Origin of the sequence: Lysinibacillus sp. RC79 (genome assembly GCF_041262405.1) — a bacterium.
GTDB lineage: Bacteria > Bacillota > Bacilli > Bacillales_A > Planococcaceae > Lysinibacillus.
This window is the reverse complement of record NZ_JBGCCD010000041.1, coordinates 41,874-48,815: the sequence shown is the minus strand read 5'-3', so window position 1 is coordinate 48,815 and position 6,942 is coordinate 41,874. Positions and strand designations below refer to the sequence as shown.

Genomic DNA, 6,942 nt, shown 5'->3' with positions numbered 1-6,942 from the left:
GAAAGCGATGCGGCAGCTACAATGGTTTGTCTGTGCGAAAGCGATGCGGCAGCTACAATGGTTTGTCTGTGCGAAAGCGATGCGGCAGCTACAATGGTTTGTCTGTGCGAAAGCGATGCGGCAGCTACAATTACGCCAAGGCGAAATTGATTTAATTTATTTCACTTTAACAGGGTTAATATTTGACCTTCCCTGACTATAATGTGTATGATAAGGTTACAGCTGAAATCCAAAGAAAGTTTTCAGCAAAAGTATTCGAATTTAGTTTTTTAAGGAGGATTTAACATGAATTTAATTCCTACAGTTATTGAACAAACAAGTCGTGGTGAACGTGCATATGACATCTATTCACGACTACTTAAAGACCGTATTATCCTACTAGGAAGCGCAATTGACGACAACGTTGCTAACTCAATTGTTGCTCAACTTCTATTCCTACAAGCAGAAGATCCAGAAAAAGATATCTTTCTTTACATTAACTCACCAGGTGGATCTATCACTGCTGGTATGGCAATTTATGACACAATGCAAATTATCAAACCACAAGTACAAACAATTTGTATTGGAATGGCAGCATCTATGGGTGCTTTCCTACTTGCTGCTGGTGAACCTGGTAAACGTTTCGCATTACCAAATGCAGAAGTAATGATTCACCAACCTCTTGGCGGTGCACAAGGTCAGGCAACTGAAATCGAAATCGCTGCAAAACGTATTTTATTCTTACGTGAAAAATTAAATGGTATTTTATCAGAACGCACTGGTCAACCACTTGAAGTCATTGCAAGAGATACAGACCGCGATAACTTCATGACTGCTGAGCGTGCAAAAGAATACGGCTTAATCGACCAAATTATGGATCGTAAATAAAAAATTAAAGGCATCCCAGATTTATTTCTGAGATGTCTTTTTTTGTACGACATCAAATTTATGTATGGTTTGATGGGGCTATCCCTCACTTTGATCGTTCTATCCATCATTTTGATGGTTCTATCCACCATTTGACTTTTCTTTCCGTCGCTCTGACACTTCTTTCCGTCGGCTGCTCTTCTTTCCGTCGCTCTGACTCTTCTTTCCGTCGCTCTGACTCTTCTTTCCGTCGCTCTGACTCTTCTTTCCATCGGCTGCTCTTCTTTCCGTCGCTTCGATCTTTCTTTCCGTCGCCCTGACTCTTCTTTCCGTCGCTTTGATCTTTCTTTCCGTCGCTCTGACACTTCTTTCCGTCGGCTGCTCTTCTTTCCGTCGCCCTGACTCTTCTTTCCGTCGCTCTGACACTTCTTTCCGTCGGCTGCTCTTCTTTCCGTCGCTCCGATTCTTCTTTCCGTCGCTCTGACTCTTCTTTCCGTCGGCTGCTCTTCTTTCCGTCGCTCCGATTCTCCTTTCCGTCGCTCTGACACTTCTTTCCGTCGGCTGCTCTTCTTTCCGTCGCTCTGACTTTTCTTTCCGTCGCTTTGGCCCTTCTTTCAGGACCTATTTTCTGTGCAAAAGCGCAAAAAAAACTGCCCAACATGTAAGTTTTACCTGTTTGGACAGTCTTTGCATCATAAGTTTTTTAATCTTCTTTTTCGATTAGTGCTGCTAATGCTGTAACCGCTTGCTCAGCATCGTTGCCATCGCCACTAAGTACGACCTCTGTTCCTTTTGCAATGGCTAAGCTCATAACACCCATAATGGACTTAGCATTTACTTTTTTCTCTTCTTTCTCAAGAAAGATATCTGCGCTAAAACGATTTGCTTCTTGGACAAATAATGCTGCTTGTCTAGCTTGTAGTCCTAATTTTAATTTTACATAGACTCTTCTCTCGGTCATTCTTAAAACTCTCCTTTACTACCGTTCATCTTATTGTATTTATCTTACCTTACTTACTAGCAAAAGAACAATACGCGATTACGCATCACATTCATACCTGAAAAGTATGAAAATTCAACCACCAATTTTTTCTCCGCTTCTTAATGCATCGGCAATCTCATCGATTTTCCGTAATCGATGATTGACACCTGATTTACTAACTGTCCCACTTGATACCATTTCGCCAAGTTCTTTTAACGTTACATCTTGATATTCTACTCGTAATCGTGCAATTTCACGAAGTTTTTCAGGCAATTGATCTAGTCCTATTGAATTTTCAATAAATCGGATATTCTCTACCTGACGTAATGCTGCACCTATAGTTTTATTTAAGTTCGCTGTTTCACAGTTAACAATGCGATTAACACTATTTCTCATGTCTCGCAATATACGAACGTCTTCGAACTTCATCATTGCTTGATGAGCTCCAACAATATTAAGGAAATCAGAAATTTTTTCCGCTTCTTTTAAATAAGTAACAAAGCCTTTTTTTCGTTCAATTGTTTTTGCATTTAGCTCAAATTCATTCATCAAATCCATTAAAGCCTCGCCATGCTCTTTATATAATGAATAAACTTCTAAATGGTAGGCTGATGTTTCTGGATTGTTGACAGAGCCACCCGCTAAAAATGCGCCTCGTAAATACGCTCTTTTTTGACCACTCTTTTTAATGAGCTCCCGAGAAATAGTATGATTAAATTGAAAGTCGTCTGAGATGATTTCTAAATCGATTAGTAGCTCACGCGCACCTTCTCTTACACGGCAAATGTATACGTTATTTTTTTTCAAACGCATCTTTTTTCTAACAAGTAACTCTACATTATACGGATACAACTTTTTCATAATCGTATAAAGTCTTCTTGCGATTGCAGCGTTTTCAGTTTGTACGTCTAAGCTTAACTGTTTATTAGCAAAGGATAATGAACCATTCATACGAATTAGGGCAGATACTTCTGCTTTCATACAATGATTGTCCGCTTCTATTTGAGTTAATTCCTTTTTCGTTTCAGAAGCAAAAGACATATCACGCCCTCCTTTCAACCTTTTGTTCTATGTATATGTCCATCTTATCATATACAATAAGTGCTTTATAATTCACTAACTTCTTGTTTATAGATATTCGCGTAATCTACAAGCCATTTTGCAACGTTTGCCGCATTATGACGAACCATCCCATCTGGGCGAATCGTGGCAATATCCCGTTTAATAACCTCTAATCCCATACTTTCGAGCTTTGCAACGTCAAATGTTACTGGCTCAGCAAACTCTTCCTTATAAAGCTCTTTTACAGGATGAGGAAGTTTTTCATTATTCACTAAAATGGAATCAATGAAGGAGTCTCCAACATGCTTGTATAAAGCTTTAACATGATCACCTGCTGTATAGGAAATGGTTTCACCTTTTTGAGTCATTAAATTACAAACGTAAATTTTTCTCCCTGTAGCCTTAACAACAGCTTTTCCAATTTCTTTTACAAGAAGGTTTGGAATAATGCTTGTATATAAACTTCCTGGACCAATTAATATATAATCAGCACGATTGATTGCTCGAATAGCTTCTGGTAACGGTTTCACATTTTCAGGCACTAAAAAAACTCGACTAATTCGTTCTTTAGCCATGGGAATTTTAGATTCCCCTTCAATGATTGAACCGTCCTCAAGCTCTGCATGTAAATTTATCTTTTTATTAGCTGCTGGTATGACACGACCATGAACCTTTAATACCTTGCCCATTTCACTAATAGCATGGTTAAAGTCCCCGGTAATATCTGTTAAAGCAGTCAGCATTAAATTACCCAATGAATGACCACGTAAATCTTCCGATGCTGAAAATCGATATTGAAACATTTGCTCTACAAGCGGTTCAACATCCGATAATGCCGCGATCACATTGCGGACATCACCTGGTGGTGGAATATCATAGTCATCTCGTAAGCGTCCTGAAGAACCACCATCATCTGCTACTGTCACAATTGCAGTAATATCAAATGGGTGGTGCTTAAGCCCTCGTAATAATGTAGAAAGCCCTGTACCACCACCAATTACAACAAGCTTTGTTCGCTTCTTTCCCATTCACTCAATCCTTTCTACGATTGATGTCACGATGCGTAATAACCGTGTTTTCCTTTCCAGCTAAATATGCCCCAAAATACTCTGCTAATGTTACCGAACGATGCTGTCCGCCAGTACATCCAAAAGCAATGACAAGTTGTGATTTGCCCTCTTGTCTATAGAGCGGAATCATAAATTCAAATAAATCCGTTAGTTTTTGAATGAGTGTTTGCGTATCTTCTAGTGCCAGAACATAAGAAGATACCTCAGTTTGTAAACCCGTTTTATGGCGTAACTCTTCTACATAATATGGGTTTTTTAAAAAACGGACATCAAATACTAAGTCGGCATCAATCGGCATACCATGCTTAAATCCAAAAGACATTATATTCACTGAGAAAATATTATCAGCATCACTGGCAAATTCTTTAGCTATTTTTTCACGTAGCTCTTTAGGCTTCATATTAGATGTATTATAGACAAATTTAGCGCGACCCTTTACTTCTGATAAAAGCTTACGTTCTTGTTTAATGCCATCTAATGGCAAACCATTTACAGCTAATGGATGTGCACGTCTTGTTTCTTTATAACGTCTAACTAAAGTTGCATCATCTGCATCTAAAAATAAAATTCGTGCAACTATATCGCCTTCTTTAAGTATATGGTCGAGGGCGCCAATAAGAGAATCAAAAAAGTCGCCACCACGCATATCCATGACAGCTGCTATACGTGTAATATTTTTACCCGAATCCCTTAGTAGGGTTAAAAATGTTGTGAGTAACGCTGGTGGTAAATTATCAATACAGTAATACCCTAAATCCTCAAAGCTCTGAATAGCTACAGTTTTCCCAGCTCCAGACATTCCTGTAATAATAACCAACTCATGTGTACCTTTTGGGCCTTCAACCACCACTGTCATTCAGCTCCTTTATTGTTCGATTGATATTTGTATTTTCTCATGAAGTAATTCAAAATCAGTTGTGTATTCGAATGTACCGTACTGAATGCCTGATTGTGAGATAGCAAATTGTAAGTTTGTTCGATCACCTTCAGCCATTGGCAAATGTTTCAAATCCTCTACTGGGTGCCATGCAAGTTTGCCTTCTCTAGTTTCTTTAAACGGTACTCCTTCTATATCCTTTGCAACAAATGTATAAAGCATCCATTCGTCCACTACCTCATTATTTTCTCTAATAATCATCGTATAAACACCCTTTAAATGAGCATTTATTGGTGTGACATTTGTTTCTTCTTGAAACTCACGTACAGCAGCCTCATAAATCGACTCCCCGCTCTCCATTTTACCGCCAGGAGCTACGTACCAGCCACGTCTTGGCTTCTGAAGTAATAACATTTGACCGTCTTTTACGGCTATTAAATTTGCAATTCTTTGCATAGGCACACCTCTAATCTCTTTTGCATTCTACCATTTATTATAGCAAGACCAAACAAGGTTTGTCCTCAATTCTCAACTTTAGGTGCATTTGCAATTTCAACTTCAACGATACTTGTTTTTAACCTCTACTCAAGCATATGAAACTCCGCCATAAAAAATCAAAACTTTCGTTTACAACAAAAATAGGTTGCTCCACCTTATTTGGCGGAAACAACCTACTCAACAAAATAAAAGGGGGATTGCTAATTACAATTTATATATTACACCTTTTATATGTCATTCAAGTTACAACTATATTAAGACCGTATTAAAATTGTATTTTTTTCCTTAAAATAACGATCTTGGGTTCATCACCATAACGTGTGGTTGATTTCCGTTCCGACTGGGCGCTTTGTTGTTGCTGTCGCTACGCTTTCGCACAGATAAAACAATTGCTGACGCTACGCTTTCGCACAGAGCAAAGCTTCCTGGGGGCGTCCAGCCTCCACTCCAATCAACTTATATAAATGGCATACATTTTCAAAAAAAATGTTATCCACAACTTTTGATGATGAGCCTGATTTTGGGCACTCTACAAAATATTCACTTGACTGCACATCCCACTCTGGGAGTTGAATGCCCTTAGCAATGATTCACTTTAAGCATTAATTTTTTCTAATAATTCTTCCACATAGTGCTGTACTGCTTGTGCTGCAACACTTCCGTCGCCTGTCGCTGTAACGATTTGACGAAGTGATTTTTCACGTACATCCCCAGCTGCGAAGATTCCTGGTACTGTTGTTTCCATAGTATCATTTGTCAAAATATAACCAGCATCATTTAAAATACCTAGAGACTCAAATGGTTTTGTTAACGGAAGCATACCAATGTATACAAATACGCCGTCAGTAGCAAAATCAGATTCTGTACCATCTATAGTTGATTGTAATGTTACACTTCCAACTTTACCATTAGCCTCATTAATTTCTTTGACTGTTGCATTCCAAATGAAATCAATTTTTTCGTTAGCAAAGGCACGATCTTGGAGAATTTTTTGTGCACGTAATTTATCACGACGGTGCACAATTGTTACTTTATCAGCAAAGCGAGTTAAATAAACGCCTTCTTCAACAGCAGAATCCCCGCCACCTACGACAACAAGATTTTTTTGCTTGAAGAATGCACCATCACATACTGCACAATAGCTGACACCACGGCCTCCAAGTTCTTTTTCGCCAGGCACGCCCATTTTTTTATACTCTGCACCTGTAGAAATAATGATTGCTCGTGTTTTATATTCTTTAGTACCTGATTTTATTGTTTTATATTCCTCACCATCAATAATTTCAGTTACATCGCCATACGCATATTCTGCACCAAATTTCTTAGCATGATCGAACATTTTTGTAGACAGCTCAGGCCCTAAAATTGTATCAAATCCTGGATAGTTTTCTACTTCTTCTGTACTTGCCATTTGTCCGCCAGGGATACCACGTTCAATCATTAAAGTTGAAAGGTTGGCACGTGATGTATAAACAGCTGCAGTCATACCAGCCGGACCTGCACCAATTATTACAACATCATAAATTTTTTCTTCTGACATAAATACTTCCCCCTAAACAGATTTTTTACTTTTTTATAATAACTTTAGTATGATCATCGTATGTGAA

General features: G+C 38.5%; 8 protein-coding genes. 2 read left to right on the top strand and 6 right to left on the bottom strand.

Annotated features, from left to right (window positions below):
- Positions 1-196: hypothetical protein (locus ABH968_RS25080; protein WP_370048402.1), on the top strand; the 196-nt coding region annotated here is incomplete at its 5' end.
- 89 nt (positions 197-285) lie between these two features.
- On the top strand, positions 286-867 hold the full coding sequence (gene clpP, locus ABH968_RS25075; protein WP_370048401.1) for an ATP-dependent Clp endopeptidase proteolytic subunit ClpP: 582 nt from the start codon (positions 286-288) through the stop codon (positions 865-867).
- A gap of 682 nt (positions 868-1,549) precedes the next feature.
- On the opposite strand, the gene ABH968_RS25070 is transcribed toward clpP, so the two are convergent.
- The 6 genes from ABH968_RS25070 to trxB all read right to left on the bottom strand — a co-directional run bounded on the left by ABH968_RS25070 (position 1,550) and on the right by trxB (position 6,875).
- Entirely contained in the window at positions 1,550-1,807 is a 258-nt protein-coding gene (locus tag ABH968_RS25070; RefSeq protein ID WP_370048399.1) for an HPr family phosphocarrier protein, read from the bottom strand.
- Between the two features lie 114 nt (positions 1,808-1,921).
- Complete coding sequence (gene whiA / locus ABH968_RS25065; protein ID WP_370048398.1) at positions 1,922-2,869, bottom strand: DNA-binding protein WhiA; 948 nt, start codon at positions 2,867-2,869, stop codon at positions 1,922-1,924.
- Between the two features lie 65 nt (positions 2,870-2,934).
- Positions 2,935-3,918: a gluconeogenesis factor YvcK family protein gene (locus tag ABH968_RS25060; RefSeq protein ID WP_370048396.1), complete on the bottom strand. Its 984-nt coding sequence runs from the start codon at positions 3,916-3,918 to the stop codon at positions 2,935-2,937.
- Positions 3,919-3,922: 4 nt separating this feature from the next.
- Positions 3,923-4,816 carry an RNase adapter RapZ gene (gene rapZ, locus ABH968_RS25055; protein ID WP_370048394.1) on the bottom strand — a complete coding sequence of 298 codons (894 nt, stop codon included), beginning with the start codon at positions 4,814-4,816 and terminating at the stop codon, positions 3,923-3,925.
- 9 nt (positions 4,817-4,825) lie between these two features.
- Positions 4,826-5,293, bottom strand: coding sequence for an NUDIX domain-containing protein (locus tag ABH968_RS25050; RefSeq protein WP_370048393.1), 468 nt, complete (start codon positions 5,291-5,293; stop codon positions 4,826-4,828).
- 637 nt (positions 5,294-5,930) lie between these two features.
- A complete protein-coding gene (trxB, locus tag ABH968_RS25045; protein ID WP_370048391.1) occupies positions 5,931-6,875 on the bottom strand; it encodes a thioredoxin-disulfide reductase in 945 nt (314 codons plus the stop codon).
- Positions 6,876-6,942 lie beyond the last annotated feature (67 nt).

Bases quoted from the DNA above. Each gene is read 5' to 3' on its own strand.
- whiA (WP_370048398.1), bottom strand. From the start codon at position 2,869: ATGTCTTTTGCTTCTGAAACGAAAAAGGAATTAACTCAAATAGAAGCG.
- clpP (WP_370048401.1), top strand. From the start codon at position 286: ATGAATTTAATTCCTACAGTTATTGAACAAACAAGTCGTGGTGAACGT.
- ABH968_RS25050 (WP_370048393.1), bottom strand. From the start codon at position 5,293: ATGCAAAGAATTGCAAATTTAATAGCCGTAAAAGACGGTCAAATGTTA.
- trxB (WP_370048391.1), bottom strand. From the start codon at position 6,875: ATGTCAGAAGAAAAAATTTATGATGTTGTAATAATTGGTGCAGGTCCG.
- ABH968_RS25060 (WP_370048396.1), bottom strand. From the start codon at position 3,918: ATGGGAAAGAAGCGAACAAAGCTTGTTGTAATTGGTGGTGGTACAGGG.
- ABH968_RS25070 (WP_370048399.1), bottom strand. From the start codon at position 1,807: ATGACCGAGAGAAGAGTCTATGTAAAATTAAAATTAGGACTACAAGCT.
- rapZ (WP_370048394.1), bottom strand. From the start codon at position 4,816: ATGACAGTGGTGGTTGAAGGCCCAAAAGGTACACATGAGTTGGTTATT.